Annotated in this window: 20 protein-coding genes; 6 read left to right on the forward strand and 14 right to left on the reverse strand. The window is 52.7% G+C overall.

Going from position 1 to position 22,925, the window contains the following annotated elements:
* Nucleotides 1-37: 37 nt before the first annotated feature.
* Nucleotides 38-541 (forward strand): hypothetical protein, encoded by a 504-nt coding sequence (locus tag MHI43_RS25550; RefSeq protein WP_009595848.1) that lies wholly within the window; start codon nt 38-40, stop codon nt 539-541.
* 97 nt (nt 542-638) lie between these two features.
* On the opposite strand, the gene glpX is transcribed toward MHI43_RS25550, so the two are convergent.
* The 4 genes from glpX to MHI43_RS25570 form a co-directional block, all read right to left on the reverse strand.
* A complete protein-coding gene (glpX, locus tag MHI43_RS25555) occupies nt 639-1,616 on the reverse strand; it encodes a class II fructose-bisphosphatase (protein WP_015737094.1) in 978 nt (325 codons plus the stop codon).
* Nucleotides 1,617-1,657: 41 nt separating this feature from the next.
* Nucleotides 1,658-2,464, reverse strand: coding sequence for a pyruvate, water dikinase regulatory protein (locus MHI43_RS25560; protein ID WP_009595762.1), 807 nt, complete (start codon nt 2,462-2,464; stop codon nt 1,658-1,660).
* A gap of 13 nt (nt 2,465-2,477) precedes the next feature.
* Nucleotides 2,478-3,140 (reverse strand): helix-turn-helix transcriptional regulator, encoded by a 663-nt coding sequence (locus MHI43_RS25565; protein WP_009595798.1) that lies wholly within the window; start codon nt 3,138-3,140, stop codon nt 2,478-2,480.
* Nucleotides 3,141-3,335: 195 nt separating this feature from the next.
* Nucleotides 3,336-3,509: a GapA-binding peptide SR1P gene (locus tag MHI43_RS25570; RefSeq protein WP_015737095.1), complete on the reverse strand. Its 174-nt coding sequence runs from the start codon at nt 3,507-3,509 to the stop codon at nt 3,336-3,338.
* 330 nt (nt 3,510-3,839) lie between these two features.
* Here MHI43_RS25570 and MHI43_RS25575 point away from each other — a divergent pair, with 330 nt between their 5' ends.
* A complete protein-coding gene (locus MHI43_RS25575; protein ID WP_015737096.1) occupies nt 3,840-4,823 on the forward strand; it encodes a cation diffusion facilitator family transporter in 984 nt (327 codons plus the stop codon).
* Between the two features lie 60 nt (nt 4,824-4,883).
* Here MHI43_RS25575 and MHI43_RS25580 read toward each other — a convergent pair whose 3' ends face one another.
* Nucleotides 4,884-6,680 (reverse strand): S9 family peptidase, encoded by a 1,797-nt coding sequence (locus MHI43_RS25580; protein WP_036659926.1) that lies wholly within the window; start codon nt 6,678-6,680, stop codon nt 4,884-4,886.
* Between the two features lie 273 nt (nt 6,681-6,953).
* On the opposite strand from MHI43_RS25580, the gene MHI43_RS25585 reads away from it, so the two are divergent.
* The gene (locus MHI43_RS25585) at nt 6,954-8,345 is read left to right on the forward strand and encodes a SpoVR family protein (RefSeq protein ID WP_036659928.1); all 1,392 of its coding nucleotides are present in this window, start codon (nt 6,954-6,956) and stop codon (nt 8,343-8,345) included.
* Between the two features lie 128 nt (nt 8,346-8,473).
* Here MHI43_RS25585 and MHI43_RS25590 read toward each other — a convergent pair whose 3' ends face one another.
* Nucleotides 8,474-9,535: a globin-coupled sensor protein gene (locus MHI43_RS25590; RefSeq protein WP_036659930.1), complete on the reverse strand. Its 1,062-nt coding sequence runs from the start codon at nt 9,533-9,535 to the stop codon at nt 8,474-8,476.
* A 218-nt stretch (nt 9,536-9,753) separates the two neighbouring features.
* Complete coding sequence (locus tag MHI43_RS25595) at nt 9,754-11,649, reverse strand: PrkA family serine protein kinase (RefSeq protein WP_009595712.1); 1,896 nt, start codon at nt 11,647-11,649, stop codon at nt 9,754-9,756.
* A 264-nt stretch (nt 11,650-11,913) separates the two neighbouring features.
* On the opposite strand from MHI43_RS25595, the gene MHI43_RS25600 reads away from it, so the two are divergent.
* Nucleotides 11,914-12,693, forward strand: a complete 780-nt coding sequence (locus MHI43_RS25600; protein WP_036659932.1) for a DUF2161 family putative PD-(D/E)XK-type phosphodiesterase — start codon at nt 11,914-11,916, stop codon at nt 12,691-12,693.
* Nucleotides 12,694-12,828: 135 nt separating this feature from the next.
* On the opposite strand, the gene MHI43_RS25605 is transcribed toward MHI43_RS25600, so the two are convergent.
* The gene (locus tag MHI43_RS25605; RefSeq protein WP_036659934.1) at nt 12,829-14,043 is read right to left on the reverse strand and encodes a PLP-dependent aminotransferase family protein; all 1,215 of its coding nucleotides are present in this window, start codon (nt 14,041-14,043) and stop codon (nt 12,829-12,831) included.
* Between the two features lie 111 nt (nt 14,044-14,154).
* Nucleotides 14,155-14,811, reverse strand: a complete 657-nt coding sequence (locus MHI43_RS25610; RefSeq protein ID WP_036659936.1) for a response regulator — start codon at nt 14,809-14,811, stop codon at nt 14,155-14,157.
* A 381-nt stretch (nt 14,812-15,192) separates the two neighbouring features.
* Here MHI43_RS25610 and MHI43_RS25615 point away from each other — a divergent pair, with 381 nt between their 5' ends.
* Nucleotides 15,193-15,600 carry a hypothetical protein gene (locus MHI43_RS25615; protein WP_009595774.1) on the forward strand — a complete coding sequence of 136 codons (408 nt, stop codon included), beginning with the start codon at nt 15,193-15,195 and terminating at the stop codon, nt 15,598-15,600.
* Entirely contained in the window at nt 15,597-16,682 is a 1,086-nt protein-coding gene (locus MHI43_RS25620; RefSeq protein WP_036659938.1) for a phosphodiester glycosidase family protein, read from the forward strand. The genes MHI43_RS25615 and MHI43_RS25620 overlap by 4 nt, the downstream gene beginning before the upstream one ends.
* A gap of 289 nt (nt 16,683-16,971) precedes the next feature.
* Here the strand turns inward: MHI43_RS25620 and MHI43_RS25625 are convergent, their stop codons facing one another.
* The 5 genes from MHI43_RS25625 to MHI43_RS25645 form a co-directional block, all read right to left on the reverse strand.
* Nucleotides 16,972-17,226 carry an AbrB/MazE/SpoVT family DNA-binding domain-containing protein gene (locus MHI43_RS25625; RefSeq protein WP_009595823.1) on the reverse strand — a complete coding sequence of 85 codons (255 nt, stop codon included), beginning with the start codon at nt 17,224-17,226 and terminating at the stop codon, nt 16,972-16,974.
* A gap of 198 nt (nt 17,227-17,424) precedes the next feature.
* Nucleotides 17,425-17,889, reverse strand: coding sequence for a tRNA (uridine(34)/cytosine(34)/5-carboxymethylaminomethyluridine(34)-2'-O)-methyltransferase TrmL (gene trmL / locus MHI43_RS25630; protein WP_036659940.1), 465 nt, complete (start codon nt 17,887-17,889; stop codon nt 17,425-17,427).
* Between the two features lie 131 nt (nt 17,890-18,020).
* Nucleotides 18,021-19,109, reverse strand: coding sequence for a 3-phosphoserine/phosphohydroxythreonine transaminase (gene serC / locus MHI43_RS25635; RefSeq protein ID WP_036659944.1), 1,089 nt, complete (start codon nt 19,107-19,109; stop codon nt 18,021-18,023).
* Between the two features lie 102 nt (nt 19,110-19,211).
* Nucleotides 19,212-20,096, reverse strand: a complete 885-nt coding sequence (locus tag MHI43_RS25640) for a hypothetical protein (RefSeq protein WP_036659946.1) — start codon at nt 20,094-20,096, stop codon at nt 19,212-19,214.
* Nucleotides 20,097-20,174: 78 nt separating this feature from the next.
* Nucleotides 20,175-22,901, reverse strand: a complete 2,727-nt coding sequence (locus tag MHI43_RS25645; protein WP_036659948.1) for a cellobiose phosphorylase — start codon at nt 22,899-22,901, stop codon at nt 20,175-20,177.
* Nucleotides 22,902-22,925 lie beyond the last annotated feature (24 nt).

Consider the following 22,925-nt stretch of genomic DNA (forward strand, 5'->3'; position numbering starts at 1 on the left):
AATAATCAATCTATCTAAGGAAAGGAACGAAGTTTGTATGACGAAACGTACAATCTTAGCACCTCTGCTCATCCTGCTTGGCGCATACTTGCTCTTGAACCAAGGCGGTACCGTAGGCGCCGGTTCTATCTTTGCCACGTTCTGGCCTACCCTGTTCGTGATCCCGTTAGGCCTGTTTTTTCATTGGATGTACTTCTCGCTGGTCGGACGTCAGGGAATCGGGCTGTTGATACCGGGCGGCATTCTGCTCACAGCCGGTATTGTCAGCCAAATCGCTTCCTTGTTCGACTCTTGGGGGTCGATGTGGCCCGGCTTTATTCTTGCCGTTGCGGCCGGATTGTTCGAGTTCTACTGGTTCGGTTCGCGTAACAAGTGGCTGCTCATCCCGATTAACATTCTGACCGTCCTGTCGCTGCTGTTCTTCGTGGTATTCTCGATCGGACCCGTACTCAATTACCTCTCGGTCGTTCAGCCTGTCATCGCTGTGCTGCTTGTGCTTGGAGGAGCTTGGCTGATGCTCGGGCGTAAGAGGCACGGGTGAGCGCACGATTTGCCAAACCGTTAACAACGCATAAAGGCACTCCGAAGGTCGACTAACCTTGGAGTGCCTTTTATTTAGCCGATGCCGCCCATATCCATCAAGAAGATGCAGCGGCGGCTAAGGTTTCATTGCTTTGGAACAGATGATGGACGCTGCGGATATAACGGACGGTTCTCGTGCCGGAGTACATCATGACCGAATGCGTTTCGGCCCGCTGACCCGGCATATACTTCACGCCGCGCAGGAAATCGCCAGCCGTCACGCCGGTAGCCACGAACAATACGCCTTCGCGGCCTACCATATCCTCCATCGTCAGCAGCTGCTCGGGATGCTCCAACCCCATGTCCTGGCATCTGATGAAATCCTCCGGCGTCTCCGGTATGAGCCGTCCCTGGATTTCTCCGCCCAGGCATTTCAAAGCGGCGGCGGCGAGAACGCCTTCCGGAGCTCCTCCAGAGCCCACATAGAGATCGACCTCACTGTCCGTGCAGGTCTCGATCGCACCCATGACATCCCCGTGGCTCAGCAGCTTGATCCTTACCCCGGACTCTCGCAAAGCCTTAATCATCGCGCTGTGTCGCTCACGATCGAGAATGGATACCGTCATCTCCGACAGCGGTTTTGATAAGATCTCCGATGCTTTTCGAAGGGTTACTTCAATCGGATCATTCAAACTCAGCTTGCTCGCAAGCTCGGGTCCAACCGCGAGCTTATGCATGTAGATATCGGGCGCATGCAGAAGGGTGCCTCGGGGGGCTGCGGCAATTACGGACAACGCGTTGTTCAGCCCGTTTGCCACCGTTTCCGTTCCTTCGAGCGGATCCACCGCCACGTCCATCTTCGGCCCTTTGCGGTTCCCAACGCGCTCTCCAATATAGAGCATGGGCGCTTCATCCATCTCGCCTTCCCCTATGACAACGACCCCATCCATCGCTGCGGAATCAAAATGCTTGCGCATGGCTACCGTCGCGGCTTCATCAGCACTGTTCTTGTCACCTCTTCCTGTCCACCGGGCGGATTGCAGCGCCGCTTCCTCCGTTACTCTTACAAGCTCCAATGCTAATGAACTCTCCATGAATGAATCCCTCCTTCTGCTTTTTTCCTTACCGGTGCAGCTTATTTCAGATAATTCATAATCAGTCCTGCGGATTCCTCAATCGCCTTATCCGTGACATCAATGACCGGACATCCGAGCTCCTCGTACAGAGACAAGGCGTAATCCAGCTCCTCCTGGATCCGCTCCAGGGCTGCATACTGCACCTGATGCGGCAGTCCCATGACCTTTAAGCGCTCGCTGCGGATTTTGAGAAGATGCTCCGGCTCGATCGTAAGCCCGATGATCGTGCCGTTCGTGACCTCTCTGAGCTGGGAAGGCGGCGACATCTCCGGCACGATCGGAAAATTGACCGTTTTGTAGCCTTTATGTGCGAGAAACATCGACAGCGGCGTCTTTGAGATCCTGGATACGCCTAGCAGTATGATGTCCGCCTTCAAAATGGCGCTGACATCCTTGCCATCGTCATACTGGACGGCGAATTCCATCGCGTCCACCCGCCGGAAATAGCTGTCGTCCAAGCGGTGCAGCAGGCCCGGCAGCCGCTTGGGATAGTCGTTGAACGTGTCGGCAAAGGCCTGCATCATCGGCCCCATGATATCCACGGTGCGAATGTTGAGCCGGACGGCTTCTTCCCGCATGACCTCGCGAAGCTCCGGCTGAACGAGCGTATAAGCCACAAATCCTCCGCGCCTTGCCACCTCCTCCATCAATTCGGTCAATTCTTCCTCGTCGCGAACGTTCATATAACGTTTAACCTCTGTATTCGGAAGCTCGAATTGGCGCAGGGTCGCTTGAACAACCGCTTCAGCCGTCTCCCCGATGGAGTCCGAACAGATTGCTATGAAATGAGTTAATGCCTGATTCATCCGATTCCTCCCATTATTCCTCGGCTACCATGTCGAGCAGCATTTTGATAATATTCGTTTTTGTGATCCGACCGACAACCTTCCAGTGCTCCCCCGGATTTCCCGTGGTGGATGGAACGACCACTGGCAGGCTATCGATTTGATGATTAATAATTTTTCGTGCGGCATCCAGCACCGTGTCTTCCGGCTGCACCGTTGTTACGTTGGCCCGGCGGGTCATGATCAGGCTTACCGGCATGGAGGAGGCCGTCGGGTTGCCAAGCGTTACCTTGAGCAGATCCTTACGGGACACGATACCGGCCAGATGGCCGTCGGCATCGGTAACGATCAGATTTCCCACGTTCTCCAGAAACAAGGATACAACGGCTTCGTGAATCGTCGTGGTCTCACGCACAATCACCGGAACGCCGTGCAGATCGCCAACCTTCATTTTGAGAAGGCGAAACTTTTCCTCCCGGTCCCGCGTTCCCCGCTTTCCCAGAAAGTACCCGACCTTCGGCTTGGCATCAATATAATCCAGAACCACAAGCTTGGATAAATCGGTGCGAAGGGTGGCTCGGCTGACATTCAGCATCTCCGCAATCTGATCTCCTGTAATGGGTGCATGTTTTTTTACGATATCGACGATATCCTGCTGCCTTGTCGTCAGTTCGATAGTGATCCCTCCTGCGTGCATTTCCTCTACTTGCCGATATAATACGTCATATATAATATATATGCAACATATTTTCGTCTAAAAATGCATAATAAAGTATCAATAATTTTTGTTATACCCATCAAAAAAGGTTATAAATCCAAAAAAAAGCATGCTTTCAGGAAGATTCCTCCCTGAAGCATGCTCGTTATTCATTCCGCTAATCGCCACGATCATTCAGTTCTGAAAGTCCGTGCCCTTGCATTCCCCTTTTCCGCAAAATCCATAAATGATTTTCACTCCGTCGGTTGGAATCGTGTCCACCATCTCATCGCATCTGGAGCATATGATCAGGCCCCATTCCTCGTTCGCCTTGCCTTTGGCTGCCTCCGGACTTGTTAACGCTTTCATAACATTTCCTCCTCATGTTTATTCACTTTGCTGCAAGGCAGTTCCCGCTTGGATATCAAGGGGGCACAAACGATTCTCCACTTCATGCCAAAGACCGCTAACCAGCCTCCTACGCTTCAACCATCCTTTATTTTCCACTATATTCTTAATGTATTGGGCAAGAAATAAAGATATGAGTAAATCCTGTTTAATGTAACAAAAAACATGTTAAGTAATTTTTGTGTAATCTTATCTCAATCTAAAAGAGAGGGATATCCTTAATTTGGCACGATATGATAATATATACTTCGGATTCCATTAAAAATCGACATGATAGACGGAGGGTTTGGATTGAATAACACATGGCAGCTCATCAAGAAAGGAAATACCTCATCCGCCATTGCCGCACTGGGCAATACGGGATTGGCCATCATCAAGGGGATTGCCGCTTCCATCAGCGGCAGCGGGACGATGTTTGCCTCCGCCATGCATTCGGTGGCCGATGCCGTGAATCAGGGATTCGTATTCGTAGGCAGCGTCCTGGCCGAGCGGAAGCCGACCAAGAAGTTCCCCACCGGCTTCGGCAGGGTCATTAACCTGGTCTGCATGGTCGCGGTGATCGTGGTCACCATCATGGCCTATGAAACGATTCTGAAGGGCTTCAAGCTGTTAAAACATCCGGAAGAAGCCACGAATTTCTGGCTCAATTTCATTGTGCTGGCCATAGCTGTTATCATTGACGGTTCCATCCTGGTTAAAGCCATGAAAGAAATTATGAAGGAGACCCGCGCCGAAGCATCGGGACTTTCCTTGCTGCCCGCCGCTTTCAAAAATGCCGGCCGCGCCGCCCCGCCGACACGGCTTGTGTTCTATGAAGATATTGTTGCAACGCTTGGCGCCCTCTTCGCGCTGATCGCCATCGTGTTCGCGCATTTCTTCAATTTCCTCATTCTGGACGGAATCGCCACGATCCTGATCGGCTGTCTGATGGTGGGCGTAGCCTTTAAGGTCGGATATGACAACATGGTCGGTTTAATCGGGGTGGCCGCTCCGAAGGACGTGGAAGAGAAGATCTCCGGAATCATTCTTGCCGATCCGGATGTTCGTGACATCAATCGTCTGCGTATTCTGCAGGAAGGCCGTAATTATCATGTGGAAGCCTACATCGAGCTGAAGAAAGGGATGACCCTGGCCGAGGCCGGACAATCCAAAATGAGAATCAACGCCCTGTTGACCCAGGATCCGAACATCTCGGACGTGACCTTGGGCATACTGGAGGACGACGGAATCAAGCTCTGGAATCCAAGAGAGGATCTGGATCATCCGGGTCAATAAGGAAGAGGCATGCCTCAGGGTCCGTTTGGACCTCGAGCATGCCTCTTTTTTATGGGACGCTTAATGATTGCGCTTCAGGAATTCGACCATCCGTGCATAAGCGATCTTTTCGTTGGCCTTCTTCGTAATCCCATGCCCCTCGTCTTCGAACACAAGATACTCCACGTCACGGCCCTTGGCTCTCAAGGCCTCGACGATTTGGTCCGACTCCTCTTTAACGACGCGCGGATCGTTGGCTCCCTGGATGATGAGCATCGGGTTCGCCATATCATCCAGATACGTAATCGGCGAATCCTTGATGAAGCGTTCTTTATCCCGCTCGGGATCGCCTATCCAGCGCTCCATAATCGGTTTCCAGTGTTCCGGTACCGAATCGTAGAAGGTAAACAGATTGCTGACCCCGACGATGTCGATGGCCGCCTTGAAATACTCCGGATTCCGGCCCGCCAGCAGCAGGGTCATATAACCGCCGTAGCTTCCGCCCATCACGAAGAGCTTCTCGCGGCTCGAAATCCCTTGCTCGAACAGCCAATCCATGCCTGCCAAGCAGTCCTTGCGCGGTCCCTCGCCCCAATCCTGCTCCACCAATTTCACGAAGGAACTGCCGTAACCGGTGCTTCCCCGGAAGTTTGGGCAGAAGATGTGATACCCTTTGGCCAGGATATACTGGAACATGGAGCGGAACTGCTTGCGCTCCGAGGCTTGCGGGCCGCCATGCGGCCAAAACACCGTATAACCGTTGGCCACGTTGTCTTTGGCGCGGAACAGGAGGGCCTCGATCTCCATCCCGTCAAAAGATGGATACGTCACGACATCCGGCGTCACCAAGTCCTCATCGGTCAACCCTGTCAGCACGTTCTTTGTGATCGGGCTCCATGAGCCGCCTGCATAACGGTAAATGTTAAGCGGCTTCACCGCACCTCGGGCGAGCAGGTACAGATTGCCGGACTTCGTGACGTTCAGCTGCTCCACGATGTCCGATGGAAGAGGAATGGGGGTTAACTCACCGCTGTCGAGCGAATAGGCATACAGTCGATCCTCTACCCCTTTTTCCGTAACGATGTACAGGGTTCGTGAATCCTTATGGAAGCGCAAGAGCTGGATGCTCTCCCGGTCGATGCGGCACAGGGGTTCAAACTTCCGCTGCGGGATGTCGTAACGGGCCACATAAGAAAATTCGGATTCATAGTCTGTTGCAAAAATGACCTGGTCATTGCTGACAAACAGCACATCCCCCGAAATATGCACCTGTTCAGGCGTAGGCGTCAAGCACAGCGGCTCTTCGCCCTCTCGCTTCACGTAACTAACATAGTAGGTATTGGCATACATTTTCGTATACGCGATGGTTTTCTCGTCGGGGCTCACGGCACACATTTCGGTCGATGTCGCCTCGCCCTCATGCAGCAAATGATCCTCCTTGGTGTCCAGATGATAAACGCGCGAATTCAGGAAGGACGGATTCCCCTTCGACGTGACATAATACAGTCGCTTGCCGTCCTCTGACAGATGCACGAAATAATGTTTGTCCTCCGCATCCGCCCCTTCGAACAAAGGCATCGGCTCGCCGCCGTTCCAGCGCAGCGCATGAAACTGATAATTCTCATTCCCGTCGCGGTCAAACGCCGTCAAGATATGCCGCCCTTCCGGGTCCAGCTTAATGAAGCTTGCGATCTGGTCATTGTATGTAAGCGGATAAGGGTAGGATGTCTCCCCTTCTAACTCCATGGCCCATAAATTGAACTTTCCGTTTAGACTGCTGCTGAATACAAGCCGTGACTCGTCTGCACTGATTCCGAAGGTACGAATGCCATACGTTTGAAAAAATTGCTCCACATCGGGCTTAGGAAAATCGATCATTCATTTGCCTCCCTGACCTTATCTTATTATCCATCGGTTAATAAATGGGTAAGTCTTCCAAACCGCTGGATTATTCCCATTATAACGCAAAGCATTCTGGGGGTCACCGTTACATAGTCGGGCAGGTTACTAAGTCTGCAGACCGAGATGATGCACAAATTTTGACAGAGGCCTGTATATATTCCCGGCTCCCCCTCTTCTGCCCGCATATCTGCTGCAGGATTCCATATAAATGATAAGAACCATGTTTTTAATGACGAAGGGGGGATTCTCGTGCACCAAGACGAGATCGCGGAACTGGAACGTTCCATTGCGGAGATTACCGAGATCGCTACAGGCTTCGGCCTTGATTTTTACCCTATGCGATATGAGATCTGCCCGGCAGACATCATATACACCTTCGGCGCCTACGGCATGCCTACCCGGTTCAGCCACTGGAGCTTCGGTAAAACCTTCAATAAAATGAAGATGCAGTACGACTTCGGCCTAAGCAAAATCTACGAGCTCGTGATCAACTCCAATCCGTGTTATGCGTTTCTCCTGGACGGCAACTCCCTGATCCAGAATAAACTCATTGTCGCCCACGTCCTTGCACACTGCGATTTTTTCAAAAACAACGCCCGCTTCTCCGTCTCCAACCGCAATATGGTCGAGAGCATGTCTGCCACGGCCGAGCGCATCTCCCGCTATGAGATCGAACACGGCACGGAGGCGGTTGAGCAGTTCATCGACGCCGTGCTGGCGATTCAGGAGCATGTGGATCCCCATATCGTGAGGCCCGATAAACTCGATAAACAGCGCTATACGGCACGGCGGATGCAGGAGCAGAAGGAGGAAGCCAAGCGGCAGAAGCCTCCCGGCCGGTATGACGATTTATGGGAAATGGACGAAGACGGCGACAAACAAACCGATAAATCGCCGGCGGCGACCAAGCGCTTCCCGCCCGAGCCGGAAAAAGACATCATGTGGTTCATTCAGGAGCACTCCGATATTCTGGAGGATTGGCAGCGGGACATTATGAGTATGTTGCGCGAGGAGATGCTGTACTTCTGGCCGCAGATGGAAACCAAAATCATGAACGAGGGCTGGGCTTCGTATTGGCATCAGCGCATCCTGCGGGAAATGGACCTGACCAGCGAGGAAACGGTGGAGTTCGCCAAGCTCAACGCCTCGGTCGTACAGCCGTCGCGCCACAGCCTGAACCCCTACTACCTGGGTCTGAAAATCTTCGAGGATATCGAGCGCCGCTGGGATCGGGAGAAGATGTTTGATGTACGCGAATACGATTCCGATATTTCCTTCCTGCGCAATTATTTAACAAAGGAACTCGTGGAGGACCTGGACCTCTATGTCTTCGAGAAAAAAGGGCCGGAGTGGAAAATCACCGACAAGGCATGGGAGAACATCCGCGATCAGCTGGTCGTCTCCCGCGTAAACGGCGGCTCGCCGTTTCTCGTCGTGACCGACGGCGATCATCTCCGTTCCGGCGAGCTGATGATCAAGCATCTGTACGAGGGCATTGAGCTCGACCTGAAGTATATGGAGCGCACCATCCCTTATGTCTACCGGCTCTGGGGCAAACCCGTGCATCTGCACAGCATCATCGAAGGCAAACCGATTCTGTTCTCCTATGACGGCAAGAAGCTGCATCGACGGTTTATTTAACGGCGGTTGAAGCAGCAAAACAGCGGTATATATCACAGCAGCACCCGCGATGAGTAGGTTTGCTCCATTCGCGGGTGCTGCTGTTCGTTTACATATAGGCACATCATCCGTTCGCTTCTTGACCCCTGTTATACGCTGACCTTCTCGGATGAGGTTTCGACCTCGATATCGTGCTTCCGAATATCATATTCGTGTTGAAGCGATTCCAAATCATCGGCCAGCTTCTCCATCATTTTCACGAAGGCGGCCAATTCCTGCGAGCTTGCTGCCTGATTACGCGCGTTCACGGACGTTTTCTCCGATTCCTGCTCCACGAGCCCCAGCTTGCGAATAATGCCGCTGACCTTGTCCTGAATCTCATCCATCGCCTTCTTTGAGTTGGTGGCCAGCTTCCGCACTTCGCCGGCAACCACCTCGAAACCTCTGCCTAACTCCCCGGCATGGGCAGCCTCGATCGCCGCGTTCAGGCCAAGCAGGTGGCTCTGATCCGAAATTTCCCGTATCAAACTTCCCATCTGCTCGATATGCGAAATTTCTTCGCCCAGCTCGGAAGTCAGCGTATGCGCCTTATCCTGCGCCTCCGCCGTTTTCATGGCGTTGTCGGCCATCAGCGCCGCGCTCTGATCCAGCTCCACGATCATGGCCGTCAATTCTTGAACCGCAGTTGTAATCGCTTCCAACATTTTTTGCTGATCCGAAGCCAGGTTGCTGATTTTCTCTTTCTCTTTCATTTCGTAAGCTTCCAATACGAGCTGGGAATCCAGGTTAAACATTTTGCTCAGGGCATGCACCACTTGAATCCATTGATCCGGTACGAGCTTCTTCAGTAAATCGGCGGCAATATCCAAATAAACCATGTAGCTTCCAAGGTAATAGTCCGTGGTCAGGCCGATTCTGGAGTGAACTTGTCCGATCTTAATCCGTTCGGCAATATAAGCATCGTCCACTCTTCCTGAAGCAAGCGACATCCAATACACCCGCTGGGTCTCCTTAAGCCGTTCCACGGTCGAGGTGCGTCCGATAATCTGCATCAGCTGCGGCTGCGTTCCGATCTGCGCGTAAAACCGGTCCACGACCTCTTCAACCACCTTCGCAAATACCTCACGATGATTTGCGAGAAGCTCCAATCCTTGCTCGTCCAAACCGATATACTCCAACTGCTGGCGTCTTTTCGGGGAAACATCCATCATTTCGAAAAATCCACTCCTAAATAGGTGATCCATATCACAGGTTCAAGTACTTAGGGTCCATTATAGCCTATATTTACCACCTCGGCATAATCCCAAAGTCCTAATTGTGCGTAGATTTGCACAACCAATCGGGCAATCCCCTCCAAACGAGGAGAAGCCACCCGATTCCACGGGCGGCTTCTCCAGACATTCCGCGTATCCTATTATCGTATTCGGTCTTACCGGTTTAACAGGCTGCCCACGTAACGCAGCAGCTCATTGGCGCATACCGGGCAGTACCCATGCTCCTCGATCAGCCTGGAGCTTACCTCGTTGATCCGTTTCAGCTGCACGGCATCCGGCGTTTTGGTCGAGGTCGTAATTTTGACGATGTCCTTGAGGTCCGTGAACAGCTTCTTCTCAATCGCTTCCCGAAGGCGCTCATGATTATGGTACTCGAACTTTTTGCCCTTGCGGGAATAAGCCGAGATACGAATCATGATTTCCTCCCGGAACGCCTTCTTCGCGTTCTCCGAGACGCCGATCTGCTCCTCGATCGAGCGCATTAATCTTTCGTCCGGATCCATCTCCTCGTCGGTCAACGGATCGCGGATTTTCGTCCAGTTGCAGAACGCTTCGATGTTATCCAAATAATTCTCGAACAGCGTCTTGGCGGACTCCTCGAAGGAATACACAAAAGCCTTCTGGACTTCCTTCTTGGCCAGATCGTCATACTCCTTGCGAGCGGCGGCAATGAAATTCAGGTAGCGTTCCCGCTCCTCCTTGGCAATGGACGCATGCTGATCCAGCCCATCCTTGATCGCCCGCAGCATATCCAGCGCGTTAATGCACTGAAGATCCTGCTTAATCAAAGCACTGGATATCCGGTTGATGACATAACGCGGATCGATGCCGGACATGCCTTCCTCCAAATATTCGTTCTGCATCTCCTTCAGGTCCGCTTCCTTATAACCTTCAACCTCCACCCCGTCGTACATGCGCATCTTCTTGATCAGATCCATGCCCTGCTTCTTCGTTTCCTTCAGACGCGTCAAGACGGAGAATATCGCGGCAGATCGAAGCGCGTGCGGCGCGATATGGATATGCTTCATGTCGCTTTGGCCGATCAGCTTCGAGTAGATCTTCTCCTCGTCGCTGACTCGCAGATTATACGGGATCGGCATGACAATCATCCGGGATTGCAGGGCCTCGTTTTTCTTATTGGCAATGAACGCCTTATACTCGGATTCGTTGGTATGGGCCACGATCAGCTCATCCGCGCTTATCAGCGCGAACCGGCCCGCCTTAAAGTTCCCTTCCTGGGTCAGGGAGAGCAAGTTCCATAGAAATTTTTCGTCGCATTTCAGCATCTCCTGGAATTCCATCAAACCGCGGTTCGCTTTGTTTAATTCGCCGTCGAACCGGTAGGCGCGCGGATCCGATTCGGAGCCGTATTCCGTGATGGTGGAGAAATCGATGCTGCCGGTCAAATCGGCAATATCCTGCGACTTGGGATCCGACGGACTGAATGTGCCGATGCCGACCCGGTTCTCCTCGGAGATTAATATCCGCTCGACTTCAACCTTTTCGATATCGCCGCCGTACTCGGTTTTAAGACGAAGCTGGCAGGCCGGGCACAAATTCCCCTCGATTCGGACGCCGAGCTCCTTCTCGATCTCCGGTCTTAGCTCCGTCGGAATCAAATGCAGCGGCTCTTCCTGCATCGGGCATCCGGCGATCGCGTAAACCGCTCCGCGGTCGGTACGGGAATGCTTCTCGAGGCCGCGCTTCAGCATCGTGACAAGCGTGGATTTGCCGCCGCTGACAGGTCCCATAAGCAGCAGTATGCGTTTGCGCACATCGAGTCTGCGGGCTGCCGAATGGAAGTACTCCTCCACGAGTTTCTCGACAGCCCGGTCGAGGCCGAAGATTTCCTGTTCAAAAAACTTATATTTTTTCTGGCCCCCGCTCTCTTCGAAACCGTAGGATTCGATCATGTCATATACACGGGCATGGGCCGTCATGGCTGGAGAGGGATCCTTCTTAAGTATTTCAATGTATTCCCTGAATGTGCCGCTCCACGCCAAACGGTCGCCTTCTGCCCGATACGATGCTATGCGTTCGAAAATATCCATATCGCTACCTCCTATGAGTCTGTTTATGGGGATTGGCTTCCATTCCACAGCGTCATTAGAAAACATTCCATTATCGAAAAAGTGTATTACATACCTATGCGGCTTGCTTGGAATAGTTGACCTTATTTTCGAAGTCACGCGTATGCTTTTTTATCTAACCACCGGTTCATTCTACACTCGGGTACGCCGCGAAAGCAGTCCCCATGCTATACTGAAATTACATTGACGTAACATTAGCAACTTTCGATTAAAAGGAGAGTCATCATGGCGATAAAGCATGAAGCCGAGCTGTACGCTCCCCTGAAGGCCTTTTTTGAATTAAACGGATATGAAGTCAAAGGCGAGGTACGAAATTGCGATCTGGTCGGCATGAAAGACGGCGCCGATGAACCGCTGATCGTGGAGCTGAAAAAAACGTTCAATCTGGCCCTTCTGCTACAGGGCATTGAGCGGCTGAAGCTGACCCCGTACGTATACCTGGCCGTCGAGAAGAGCCGGGCGAAGAAAGGAGCGGTCAACCAGCGCTGGTCCGAGCTGACGGGGCTTTGCGGACGACTGGGATTGGGGCTCATCACGGTCACCTTCTACAAAACCAAGGCGCCCTTCGTCGAGGTGCTCTGCGAGCCGGAGATGGCCGTGCAGAAGGGCCGCACCGCCATTAGGCGCAAGGAACGCCTGCTGTACGAGTTTCGGGAGCGCAGCGGCGATTACAACACGGGCGGAGTGACGAGGGCCAAGCTGGTGACGGCTTACCGCGAGAAAACGCTGCGCGTTGCTGCTGCCATGAATGCAGCGGAAGCGGAGCAGCGCAGCATGCACGAAGCGGCCCCCGATGGGCGTGAGCTCCAAGAAAAAGCTGTCCCTGCAGTGCCGCCCGGCATTTCTCCCGCGGCTGTGCGGGATCGGAGCGGCGTGGGTTCGGCGGCAGACATTCTGCAGCGCAACTACTACGGCTGGTTCCGCCGGGTGAGCCGCGGACGCTACGTGCTGACGCCGGCAGGCGTGCAGGCCTTGGCAGACTATGCCACCGTATTGAAATCATAATGACTGAATATAGACCGGATCTTGAAACCCATACAAATCCGCCCATGAAAAAAAGCTGCGGATTGAGCCTATCAGCCTGGCTCGATCCGCAGCTTTGCTATGTTCAACCCGTTCGTAAAAGGAAATCTTCCATGTCTAATTCCGGGCCGTAAATTCCATCACGGCTTCGCTGATAAGATTCATGCCGAGCAGCAGCTCATCCCGCCCGGGATGCGTAAAATTCAGCCGGATGCACTCCCTGGTTCGATCTGCCGCCGAGCACATCGAGCCCGGAAGGAATGCCGCTCCCTTCAGCAAGGCCGCCCTCAGGAGCGCATCCCCGTTTAACCCTGGGGGCAGCTGCACCCAGAGAAACATCCCGCCGGGCGGTACCGCGTACCTCGAATCCTTCCATGCGCTGCGTTTCAGCAGCTCCACCATCAGCTTGAGCCTCGTTGCGTACTCCCGGTTGAGCATGTCGATATGATCCTCCAGCTTAAAATGCTTCGATTCCAGCAGATGGTGCAGCATCCGCTGGTTGAGCATGCTGGATTGCCAGTCGGCCATCTGCTTCACGGCCGTCATCATCTCGATCAATCGCCGGCTCCCGGCGGCCCATCCCGTTCGAAGCGCGGGGGCTACGGTTTTGCTGAAAGAGCCTACATACAGAACATGTCCTCCCTGCGGCTCTTCGAGCGAGAAGATGGAAGGAATGCGGGGCTTCGGATTCTTGGCATCCGCGAAATGAAGGTCGCCGTATGAATCATCCTCCACGACAAGAAGCCCATGCGAGACGCATAGCTTCAGCACCTGCTGACGCCGTTCCAAACTCCACATGACGCCGGTCGGATTGGTAAAATTAGGCGCGGCCATAAGCAGCTTCGGCTTATGCTGCCGGATCATGGCCTCCAGATGCTCGGGCAGCATCCCGTCATGATCTCCCTCCACAGGAACGATGACGGCACCTTGAAGACGCAGCACCTGAAGCAGTCCGGGGGAGGTCGGGTTCTCCACCAGCACCGGATCCCCAGGATCCACGTACACCCTGACCAGCAAATCGATGGCCTGCTGGGTGCCTGTCGTCAGCAAAATATGCTGGGGCTGAACGCTCAGGCCTTTCCGCCGGGAGAAGTCCTCGCTCAGCCACTCGCGGAGCGGCCCATAGCCTTCCGCCTCACCGTACTGCAGGGCCAGCGGGTCCTCGGACAGCACCGATGTCGCCGCCTCCGCCAGAGAATGCAAAGGGAATAACTCTTCGGCCGGCAGCTCTTCCGCCAAGGAAATAAAAGAATCCCGCTTCGCAAGTTCCCTGATATCGCGCAGCGGGGATGACAAAAGGGTCTGTGCACGGGAAGCAAAGGAATACTGCATGGAAGTCCCCCCTCTAACCGTTATCAAAACCTCGGTTTTGTATTCAGGAGCCTCTTATATAACCTCTAAAAGGTATTCCTGATATTTATATATTATAACCTTATTCCTGCATTAGGCATAAATTTGTCTGCCTTGGCGGGTGTACAGGGCATACTTCTCGATGGCCTGCGCACGGGTGGAAACCCCGAGCTTCACGTATATTTTGCGAAGGTAGTTGTCGATCGAGCGGCGGCTTACCTGAATTTCCATGGCGATTTTGTCGTACGTAATGCCCTGGACGATCCGTTCCATTATAAAAGCCTCCGTCTCGGAGAGCTGGAGCCCGCCTTCGTTCATCGCAGAGGCCGTCAGCGGCCAGATGCCTTGCCTTACCCAGTCGAGCGGCAGCGAGGCAATGCCCTCCCGAAGTCCGGTAATCATATGTATGAGCTGGAAAGTGGATGCCTGCTTGGACAACAGGCCGCTCGCGCCGCGACTGATCAAAGACTGGAGCAAGGGAAGCCCGTCATTATCGGTCATAATGACGACATGGGTCTTCGGTGACAGCAGCTTCATCTGCTCCAACACCGCTTCGGACGTATGATCCGACAAATGATAATCCAATAGTACCAAGTCAGGAAGCAAATCCTCGACCATTCGAAGCCCTTCCGAACCCGAGGATGTCATTCCCTCAACGAGCAGATCCTGCTGCTCTTCCAAAATCAATTTCGTTCCCAGCATGCTTGTAGGTTGACTTCCGACGATAACTACCCGCCAAACCTGATTCATTTTCTAATAGACCTCCTGTATCAACAAACTTGGCTCCCTAGCATCTCTATTAAGTAAGCGCCGTCAATTCCTTGCGTTACCGTCATTGCGAATTCCCGTTGTTTGCAGATATGGACAGACGCAAATTCCAGCCGTTATTCGCATAGAAAAAGGGTTAATTAATCCTATAGGCGCAGGGATAATGACGGCATGCATGGCGAATGTCTTATATGTATCCTAATTGATAATCAAATCTATACAGATTGTATCCCACTCTAACTTTCTAAGCAATCTCTTTTTCATAAAAACAAGTGCTATTGGTTCGTCTTTGCGAAAGTAATCCTGACATGATAGAATGATACCTGGAAAAAATGATAGATTTTGAGGGGTGATGAAATGCCAATGTTGGAGCCGGAAAACAATACCCCCTATAAATCCCGTGAGGAAGTGCATCAAAAGGGGCCATCCGCCAAATGGTTCTGGGTATTTTGGATTGTGCTGATCGGGCTGGGTACCACCGCAGCCTACCTATATAGCAATCATCTGAAAGAGCAAGTCGTGGTGCAGCTGCAGCAGGATACGCGCCAGGAGATGGCGGCATTCAAAGCGGAGTACGACCAAAGGTTTAACGAGCTGGTTCAGGAAATGGACGAGATGCAGAGCAAGGTTCAATCGTTTAATGAGCTGCTGACCTTTACCAAGGATCAGGCCAGCGGCAAGACGGACAACAGCAACAAGCTGTACAGTCAATTGAGCCAAGTCGAGAAACAGCTGAAAGAGCTGGAACGCAAGATGGAGCTGCTGAAGTGAGAAAACTGAAGTATATCCGTCCCAAACAGTTAAACCGTACGTTTATGCTTGCCATTGCACCATTTATCGGGATGCTGCTGTGTATGTGGTTAATCACCGAGCCGCCGCGCTTGTCGCACGAAACCGCGGAGTACATACCGTCGGGCAGCATATCGGAGCAGTCCGCCATGATCAAGCAGGATCTGGATCAAGCTGCAGTCTCAGCAGAACAGACGATATCCTCCATTGAAAAAACGGCCAAGCTCTATCGGCAAACGACCGCTACGGTAGGAACCATTCTGAAAACAGCGGAATCACAGGCCGCGCGGCCGGAGCAAATCTATAATCGCCGGATTACAGCCAAACTGGGTGTCCCGATCGAGACGGTCAACAGCGACCGGATACGAATCGAATTGTACAAGATCAATCCGGGCACCTATCATGGCTATGCGATGAAGGTCAAACTGAAGGATCCTTCCGCAATGAAGATGTCGCTCGGCAGCGAAAGCGGCAGACCCGGATCCGTCGAAACCACGATGCGCGCCGTAAGCCGGCATGGCGCCGTTGCGGGGATTAATGCCGGGGGATACGCTGACGGGAACGGGGGCAGACATCCGCTGAGCACGACTTTTTACGACGGCAAATACGTCTCGGGATTTCAACCGAGCTTTAAGGATCTGGCCTTTGTCGGCCTGAGCAAATCCGGCAAGCTGATCGGCGGCAAGTTCTACAGCCAGAGCGACCTTGATCGGCTCGATCCGATGTTCGGGGCCACCTTTGTGCCGGTGCTGCTCCAAAACGGCAGGAAAACGACGATCCCCGACAAATGGAAAACGACTCCCGGCCGGGCACCACGCACGGTCATCGGCAATTACAAGGACGATCAGCTGCTCATCCTCGTTACCGAAGGATATGATGAGAAGGGGAAATCGGGAGCCACGCTGCAAGAGCTGCAAACCAAACTGAAAAAAATGGGCGTGATCGACGCCTATAACCTGGATGGCGGCGGTTCCGCATCCCTTGTTCTGAACGGACGCGTCGTGAATAAGCCGTCGGACGGCAGTCTGCGGCCGGTACCCACGCACTTCTTGTTTTTCAAATGATAGAGTCGGCACTCATATTCTCGTTTATTTTTTGGCCTAAGGTGGTTATAATAAAGTTAGCTTAGCAGGAGGTGGCATGAATGTCGTTCTCATTAACATTTTGGATCGTCATGCTCGTATTCGCCCTTTATATGGTTGGCATTTGGACCGCGGCATACAACGATGACAAAACCAAAGGCCTGTAAGGCGACTCCCTCGTATATCGGGGGAGTTTTATTTTTTTCGGACAAAAAAGGCACCGCTCATCAGCGATGCTCAAAAGGAATTTCATCGTTCACATATAAGGACATTAGGCATGTTTAGGAAGCTGCTGCATTTCGGACATGCATTGCGAACAGATATAGCGCTCCTTAAACTCGCTTACGCCGTCCATGGAGCCACAGAAGACGCATTTCGGGCGATAGCGCTCCAATATAATATGGTCCCCCTGTACAAGGATTTCTACGGGATCCCCCTCGTTCATTTGATATCTCTTGCGCAGAGACTTAGGCAGAACGATTCTTCCCAGCTGATCAACTTTACGGACAACACCAGCAGGTTTCATAACGATTGTACACCTCTTTCATTTTCAACAAGTGATTTCTGACACCACAGTTCCAGAACTGATAACAAGGGCCTAGTATAATAGTTCGATAAAAAGTTGTCGAATCCTGCTGGATGTTAAGAATTTCTTAGTTTTTTTCAACATCAACTAGGTATACTGGATGATTTTCCCCAAAAATGCGCGATTTTTCAGCTGTTCTTATTCCATACCCGGGAAATCCAGCTGGCGCAATGCCTCATATACCATAATCGCCGCGGAGTTGGACAGATTTAACGATCGGACCTTATCCGTCATCGGCATGCGGATGCAATGCTCGGCATTTGCGGCCAGCAGTTCCGGAGGCAATCCCTTGGTTTCTTTGCCGAACACCAAAAAATCCCCATCCTGATATTCGATGTCCATGTAACGCTTGGTAGCCTTCGTCGTAGCGTAGAAATAACGCCCTTCCGGATAGAGCGCCTGCAATTCCTCAAAGGAATCGTGATATTCAATATGTACGGCGTACCAGTAATCCAGTCCGGCCCGTTTCAATGTCTTGTCGTCTGTATTAAAGCCGAGTGGACGGACCAGGTGCAGATGCGTGCCCGTGGCGGCACAGGTTCTGGCGATATTGCCCGTATTGGCTGGAATTTCCGGTTCGACTAGTACGATGTGTAATGCCATGTTGATAAGTCCACCTTTTCTTCTGTTTATTTTTATTCTTATTATAACCGATTCCCTTCCGAATTCCCGGGATATCCAGAAATAACCTTCCGCCAGCTTGGCGGAAGGTTATCGTCGTTGATCTCATGAAATTAGCTGTGGCTGTTCTTGAACTCCTGCATGAATTCCACGAGGGCCTGAGCGCTCTCGTAAGGAACGGCATTATACGCGGAAGCCCGCAAACCGCCGACGCTGCGGTGGCCCTTGAGGCCGACAAAACCTGCTTGCTCCGAAGCCTTCACGAATTCCTTCTCCAGCTCCTCGGAGGCAAGACGGAACGTAATGTTCATATCGGAACGCACCTCTGCGTTCACGCAGCCGCGGTAGAAGCCTTCGCTGCTGTCGATGGCATCATAGATCAGAGCCGCTTTCTTGCGATTCAACTGTTGAACACCTTGGAGGCCGCCCTTCTCCTCAATCCACTTCAGCACTTCGTTGATCATGTAAATGCCGAAAGAAGGCGGCGTGTTGTACAGCGAGTTATTTTTCAAATACGTATTGTAGCGAAGCATAGTCGGCAGATGTTTAGGAGAATCTGTAATCATGTCCTCTCTGACGATCACGACCGCCACGCCGGATGGTCCGAGGTTCTTCTGCGCACCCGCATACACCATCGCGAACTGGTTCATATCGAATGGACGGCTGAGAATATCGCTTGACATATCACCGATGAGCGGAACGGAACCGGTATCCGGGAATTCCTTAAACTGGGTGCCTTCAATGGTTTCATTGGAAGTCAGATGGAGATAAGCTGCATTGTCCGACAGCTTAATGTCTTGAATGCGGGGCAGAGTCATGTATTTGCTCTCTTCGGAAGATGCCGCCACATGGGTATCGCCGATCAGCTTGGCTTCTTTAATAGCCTTGTCCGCCCAGCTTCCCGTCATCACGTAGTTCGCAACCTGGCCTTGACCCAGGAAGTTCATCGGAATCATGGCGAATTGCGTGCTTGCGCCGCCCTGGATGAACAATACCTTGTACCCGGATGGATTCCCCAGCAGGGACAGCAGGCGCTCCTGCGCTTCGTTATGAACGGCTTCATAAACGGCGCCGCGATGAGACATTTCCATAATCGACATGCCGGTATTTCCGTAATTGACGAATTCGGCCTGGGCGCGCTCCAACACTTCAAGCGGCAATGCAGCAGGTCCTGCGTTAAAATTGTATGCTCTCTTGCTCAAAAGACTCTCCACCCTTTCTCTACTATGAATGCTAATTAACGCTAATCATAGCAACAATCCCATAGACCTTCAAGTGTAATTATTCACATTAAATTGTTCCGGTTACCAGCAGAAGAATTGGTACTTTCTGCTCCAAGATCTCTTTTCTCCGGGGGCCAGGCTTAATCGAACAAACACTTCCGGCGAAATAACGTGTCCGGTCCCCCACAGGGCCATATGCGCAACCGGAAAATCGCTGATCTCCCTTACCCCTGCCCTGCGGGCACTGTGCGTCAGCTCCCATGAATATGGATAATCGCCGCCGTTGAAGCCTTTCATTCTTCCATAGAAGGGCTTATGCGGTCTGGCGGTCCAGCCTATCTCGTTATCCTGGACAGACAGCAAGTCCGAGGTGTAGTCAGATTCGACCTCCATAAACCGGACAGGAACCGGCAGCTTCAGCTTATACCCGGGTCCTACCGCTTCCTCGTTGATCCCTATGAAATTATGGACATACTCCTCCGTATCGATCCTTCGGCTTCCTTCGTTAATAAGCTCGTAATCTATCGTTAATACGGTATCCTCAATCGAGATCTTCTTCACCAATCTTGCTGCATAGCCGTTTATGCTCCTGGAACGAACCGTATAGGAGATGTTCGAGTCACCCGAAATGACATCCACATCGAAAGGCTCCGCCGGATACGCATACTGAAAGTTATACGGGGCCTCGCTGACCCGTTTAAGAAGGCCCACCCCCAATTTAGGAAACCAATCTCCAACTTCGGCCTCCGCGTACCCCATCCCTTCATGGAGTCCGAACTCGTTGCATAACCCGGACCCGGCCTGCGGGTTAAACCCTTCCGCAAACTCATGAACACAGAAGGTATGGCCGCTCTCGGTCAATTTCACCTGGGTGATGAAACCCGTGCGGTCAAAACGCGTGCCTTGATAACGTCCGACTTTCGCTATTTCGACTTCCAATCGTCCGTTCGCTAGTTGATGTCCCACAAAGCATCGCTCCATTCATGATGAAGAAGCCCCGGCCGACTTGTCTGCCAGGGCTTCCGTAATTTTTATAAGTGCGAATCAGGCAAGCTCGACGTGAATCAATATCCGCTCGCTGCCGGATAACGAGGACAGCATGCTGCGATCCAGCTCGACGGCCCCGGGTTCTTGACTGCGCAGCTGTATCTTTTCACCGTTCAGCATAACCGATTGAATCGCGTAGCTTCCGTAATCCAACCGGTTTGGATTGCCGTATACGATTTGAAGCTGTTTTCCGGCAAACCCGGTAGTGACCGTGGCATGGCCGTCGGTATCGAATTGAGCAGACCTTAGTTTCGGTTCCAGGCGAAGATGTCCCCGGTTCCCTTTCACTCCAAACACCTCGGTCAGCATGGTGAGCAGCAGCCAGCTTGCCGACCCGGTAAGGTAGGGATACATCCCCCTTCCCTTCTCGTTAATGTACTCGGGAATGCCCGGATACATGCGGCTGCGTTCAAAATCCTGGCTCAGATCATAAATCGAACGCAATACCTCGTAGCCCTCTTGGACAAAACCTCTCTTATAAAGCGCATTGGCGTACATGACGCTCATATGGCTAAACATGGCCCCATTCTCTTTATGTCCGAACGCGAAGCCGAATGCCCGCCCGAGGTTTTGTTGGATCTCGCCAAAGTTCGAATTGAGGCGGTAACCGATGCTAGGGTCTTTTAAGTAACGGTCAACAGACTTCGTGATGTGCCCTACCTGTTCATCGTCCGCAATTCCTCCCATGACGGCAAAGACCTGGCCTGTTAGCGTCATGCGCACACCCAGGGGATGATCGCCTTCCACGCGGGCGCCGTCATTATTGTAATACCCGTTAAACCAGGAGTACCCTTCTTGGCTCGTGATCCATTCGTTGCAGCGCAAATTTTGAATGAGCCAATCCGCCTTCAGCTTCAAATCCTGCACAACGTCCGCAATGCTGAATTTCCGTTTGTTCCCGGTCACGGACGCCTTGACGGCCTCATAATAGCTATCCAGCAAATTCAGCTTGCCCTGCACATCCTCGTACGAGACGGGAGCCGTCACCGAATCGAGAAGCACCGCCATTTCCTCCGCTATTTCCACATGCTCGACGCCTTCCGTATCCTGCCACGCCAGCAGCAGATCGCCAAGCTGCATCAAATTGCTGGCATAAAACGCCGTGAAGGCCACGCTCTCCCCTCTGCCCGGAGCAAGGTCCAGACCGTCGTTCCAGTCGGCTCCCTCGAGTTTGATGTTGTTGTGTTCGCCGACGTTAAAGAACGGCACCAGATTTTGAAGCAGCATATGCTCCAGGACCGTACCTTCGTATACCTCGCCGCTGACGGTCAAGAGTCGATTCCCGTGCTCAGGCAGCCATCCGGCGTCCTTCTCCTGGCAGCGTTTTACGAATACGTCACGGAAATAGGTCTGCGGCTGCTTCAGAAAATCCATATCCCCGCTCTGATCGATGTAAAGCAGCGTGGTCATGAAAGGCCAAGCGCCGTGATCCATCCATACGCGCGGAATGTTGTTCCGGTCAGCAACGAATTCGCCCGGCTTCGTGCCGATGATCGTAGCATTGCTTCCGTCAATCCGGACGCCCGCATAGTTATTGAGCAGCAGATACCGAACCTCGGCAGGCTCCATAATCATCAAGGCCAGGCAATCCTGCCACAAGTCGCGCCATCCGCGGCCACCTCGGCCGTAATCATGATAAGGAAGAAAGGAATTCCCGTATAAACGGCGCAGGATCGGCTGCAGGGTAACCCATTTCATCCATAGATCCTGCTGCGGATCGCCCGTCTGGAAGGATACCGTATTCAGTTTCTCATTCCAATAGGCTTCGTTCTGCGCAAGCAGCTCATCAAACCGCTTCTCCGATAAATACGTTTCGGACAGCCTTTCGATGTCTGCGCGATCCTTCGCTATGACCATTGCCATAACATAGGCTTTGGATTCACCGGGCCGCAGCTCCGCCTCCGCGAACCGCAGGCCGCCAAGGGCCTCGTACCCTTCCATGGAGTCTCCAGCCTGCGCATATGCCGGCTTATTGGCAATGACGGCCTCGGGCCAATCGAGAGCCCCGCCCTCCCCGATGTATTCCTCGAGCACCGGGAAATAACCGATTGGGGCTGAACCGTCCCCCTCCGCACCCAGCACGCTGTAGGATACGCGATTGATGCGGTGACCCCGCTCGTCAAACGAGAGCACGGGCTGCACTTCGACCCCTTCCCGATGGACATAAATGCGATGCAGCAGGGATGTCACATGACGATGGTCCCGCAGATCATCCGCCGAACGGCCATACAGCGGAACAGCCGCGGTAGGGGTCAGTTTAAGCGTCTGCTGGCCTACATTGATCAGCGTTACTTTCATTAACTCGATCTGGTCATCGGTCACCGGCACGAAGCTGGTCACTTCCGTTTGCAGTCCGGCCTCCCCGTTCATCCGTTTCAGCTTGTGCCATAGGAACCCGGCTTCCAATTGGCTCTCTTCATCCTGATGCATGAACCGTTTCGCATTCTGCCTCGCGGAGTTTCCGGATACGGACCATGCGCCATGCCCGTCGATGTGCACCCAAAAGTTGCGCGCGGACTTGGAATTATGAAGATCCTCCACCGATACCGGCGACATCAAAAACGTATTGTGGCTGCTGGTCATTTCGCCGTGAAGATTCGGCGAGATGGCCGACATCATGCCCGCCTCGTTGACCAAAGGAAAATATAAATAGTTATGAAGTTCAGGATCACGCAGCGTAAAGACGCCCTGATCCCCCTCGAACTTCCATCCCGTTGATTTCATATCGCTTTTTCTTCCCCTCTATGC

It is taken from the genome of Paenibacillus sp. FSL H8-0457 (assembly GCF_038051935.1).
Taxonomy (GTDB): domain Bacteria; phylum Bacillota; class Bacilli; order Paenibacillales; family Paenibacillaceae; genus Paenibacillus_AQ; species Paenibacillus_AQ lautus_A.